At 50.2% G+C, this 273-nt stretch carries 1 protein-coding gene; it reads right to left on the minus strand.

Annotated features, from left to right (window positions below; genetic code table 11):
• Positions 1-273, minus strand: a 273-nt coding sequence (locus N475_RS25920) for a hypothetical protein (RefSeq protein ID WP_211270595.1), incomplete at both ends; no start/stop codon positions are given.

Below are 273 nucleotides of genomic sequence, written 5' to 3' on the forward strand. Positions count from 1 at the left end.
AGATGAGCACACACCGATTTATTTTTTCGTTCTCTGGCAAGGACGCCAGCCTTACTCAAGTTAGTAAGACCTGCTAGGAGGCACAGCACAGGCACATGATGTACCTGACGAGAACCCAGTGTGCAAAGATGAGCACACACCGATTTAATTTTTCGTTCTCTGGCAAGGACGCCAGCCTTACTCAGGTGAGTAGGGCCTGCTAGGAGGCACAGCACAGGCACATGAAGTACCTGACGAGAACCCAGTGTGCAAAGATGAGCACACACCGATTTA

It is taken from the genome of Pseudoalteromonas luteoviolacea DSM 6061 (assembly GCF_001625655.1).
Lineage (GTDB): Bacteria > Pseudomonadota > Gammaproteobacteria > Enterobacterales > Alteromonadaceae > Pseudoalteromonas > Pseudoalteromonas luteoviolacea.